Origin of the sequence: Flavobacterium sp., assembly GCF_003525665.1 — a bacterium.
Lineage (GTDB): Bacteria > Bacteroidota > Bacteroidia > Flavobacteriales > Flavobacteriaceae > Flavobacterium.
On sequence record NZ_DQDX01000118.1, the window covers coordinates 5,999 to 9,058 of the forward strand.

The 3,060-nt window shown below is 29.3% G+C and carries 2 protein-coding genes; one reads left to right on the forward strand and one right to left on the reverse strand.

What is annotated here, in order from left to right; genetic code table 11:
- The first annotated feature begins 169 nt into the window (after positions 1–169).
- Entirely contained in the window at positions 170–967 is a 798-nt protein-coding gene (locus DIU01_RS08505; protein ID WP_290833475.1) for a hypothetical protein, read from the forward strand.
- Between the two features lie 652 nt (positions 968–1,619).
- Here DIU01_RS08505 and DIU01_RS08510 read toward each other — a convergent pair.
- Entirely contained in the window at positions 1,620–2,885 is a 1,266-nt protein-coding gene (locus tag DIU01_RS08510; protein WP_290833477.1) for an asparagine synthetase B, read from the reverse strand.
- Positions 2,886–3,060 lie beyond the last annotated feature (175 nt).

Consider the following 3,060-nt stretch of genomic DNA (forward strand, 5'->3'; position numbering starts at 1 on the left):
AATAAATATTTATAAATCAATTACTTATACAATATACCAAAACGTTCAAAACTAAATTTTCAAAATATATCAATGAAAATAACTTTGAACTACTACCATAAAATCCCAAATTCCAATACTTCTGGAGTTTGGGATTTTCCTTTTTTATAATACTTTTACAAAAAAAACAATGAAGAAAAGCATTATAACTCTACTTTCGATTTTATTCACAATGAGCATTATTTCTTGTAAAAAAGAAAGTCAATCTGAGGAGAAATCAATTTCAGTTACAGAAGAACTAACACCTGAAACTGCTACTGATACTATTAATTGGTACACAGAATTATGCGCAATGAATAGTAAATTTGATACATCAAAATATACTAAAAAACAATTAAAAGACACACATCTTCTTTGGTTTGGCACAAGTGGCTATATTGATTTTGATGGTTATCCAGTTTTTAAATTGGAAGATAAAACAGAGCCAATTGAAGTTTTGGAAGAAAAATATGCTCAAAGAAAAGCAGAACTTGAAAACTTAGAAATAGTCAATTTACCTTATTGGAACAATTTGAAAAAACTAAAACTTCAGGAATTACAATCGTTTTATGAACATGAAAAATTGGCTTTTTCTGCTTATTCAAATCTATCTCTTTTAAAAAATACTTCCTATAATCCGAAAGCAAAAGTATATGTTGACGCATTGGTTTCTGGCGATAGTTTAAAAATGGTTTCTGCTTGGAAAAAATTAAACGAAGAGCAAAAAGCTGATAATGCTTCACCTGATTATGTGGAACAAAAATTTCAAAGTAGGTTGAACTCACAACAATGCATGGAATATGCAAAAATGGAATTGTTTTCTTTTGGTTGGAATAACAATGCTATTAAATCTTGCAAAGAATGTAAAGAGTTAGAAAATACCGAAATTATGTATCAGGAATATAAAAAATTATTTATTTCAACAACAGAAGAATGTGACGAACCTTAATATGATTCTATCTGTTTTTCTTTTTTGACTAAAAACTGCCACTCTTTGTAAATGAGTATTTGAAATAGAATAAAAAACAACGAGTTAAAAATCCAAATATCGAGATAAAACGGTTCGGTCATAAAAACTAATTGTGTATTCCCTGTTAAAAAAATCAAACAACTGCTCATTAAATAGAAGGTCAATCCAGAACAAAAGAAATGATACTTATAAGATTCTTTTAGATTTTCATAGAAGTAAACGATGGAATATAAAATTAAAAGAATTGATGTTGTCCCAATTTCAAAATTATTAAATTTCCAATACAATGAAGGAGTCTTATAATATTGAAAAGCCAATATAAGCACTACTATTCCTAAATTAATGTAAACTAAATTCTTTAATAATTTGTTTTTAAAAAGCTGAAAGAAGAATAAACTCAACATTATAAATTGTATCACAAAATAATAATGAGATAGAAAAAAATTTTCATTTGGATATAGAATACCAATTATATTACAGCATAATTCAACAGCAAATTGAATCATTAAATAATACATGATATATCTGTAAACGATATCTTTATTTTTTCTAGAACTAAAAAACAAGACACTGTTAATAAATAAAAGGAAGAGACCAATTAAACTAATTGTAACGGAAATAAGCATTTTTTTTAAGTTTTCTGTTTCTTCTTTCTTGCTGCAGGAAACAATACATTATTCAATATAAGTCTAAAACCAGGAGAATTTGGATGTAAGTCCAAAACAGTTGGCTCATCTCCTACTTGATGTCTGTAATCTTCTGGATCATGACCACCATAAAAAGTGAAAAATCCTTTTCCTTTTTGTCCATGAATGTACCGCGCCTCCTCGTTTATTTGATTTTCACCCAAAACAAGTACGTTCGATTTTATCAATTCTCTTTCAAATGAAGTCGTTTGTCCCATAAATCCTTTCACCAATTGCGTATGATTTTGGCACAACATACTCGGAATTACATCCCATTTTGCTGAGAATTCCATCAATGTAAAGTAATCTTTTTCAAATTGGATTCTTCTTTTATCAGTCATATCAATATCTGAAAACTCATAGCGTTCTGGTCTTCGTTCCAATACAAAATTCTTAAAAGCAAATGTATTAGAATAATCAATTTTCGATTGATAATTGGCTTCACTTTCGTCACCGTCAAACATTGGCTCGCAAATATCAACGCCTTCTGCAGATAATGCAATATCAAAACTATCGGTTGCCGAGCACATTGCAAACATAAATCCGCCACCAATTACAAAGTCTCTAATCTTTTTGGCGACAGCTAATTTTTCTTCAGAAACTTTAGAATATCCTAGTTTTTTGGCTAAGGCTTCCGCTTCTTTTTTCTGTTCAATGTACCAAGGTGCATTTTTATAAGCACCAAAAAACTTACCATATTGACCTGAGAAATCTTCGTGATGTAAATGCAACCAATCGTATAAAATTAATTGATCATTAAGAACTTCTTCATCATATATAGGAGTAAACGGAATTTCGGCATAGGTCAAAACCATTGTAACTGCGTCGTCCCAAGGTTGCTTTCCTTTGGGTGTATAAACGGCAACTTTAGGCGCTTTTTCTAGAACAACGGTTTCCATATTTTGTGATGGAGAGGCAATTTCATCAAGAATTTGGTTGGCTTCACTATCAGAAAGGATTTCGAAACTCACATTTCTTATTTGGCATTCTTTTCTAATTTCGGGTGCATCTGGCAATAAAAAAGAACCTCCTCTATAGTTAAGTAACCAACTTGCTTTGTACTGCTTATCTAAACACCAAAAGGTTATTCCATAGGCTTTTAGATGGTTTTTTTGAGAAACTTCATCCATTGGCAAAAGAATAAAATTGGCTCGTAATGGCGATGCACATACCAAAAGAAACAATAAACAAACTAGTTTTAAACTTTTCATTTTAAGCAAATAAATTAAATCCGAAGATATATTTTTAAAAAGTAGTATCAAAGATAATTATTTGTTAAAAATAAAATTTAAAAAAAAAATTGAAAAACACGTAAAACTACGTGTATGGGAGAAAAAAATAGTACTTAAATTTGAATTAAGAAAGAAACTAATTATGAATATAAAT

What these genes read in the sequence shown, in the direction of transcription:
- DIU01_RS08510 (WP_290833477.1), bottom strand. Translation starts at nt 2,885, where the DNA reads ATGAAAAGTTTAAAACTAGTTTGTTTATTGTTTCTTTTGGTATGTGCA.
- DIU01_RS08505 (WP_290833475.1), top strand. Translation starts at nt 170, where the DNA reads ATGAAGAAAAGCATTATAACTCTACTTTCGATTTTATTCACAATGAGC.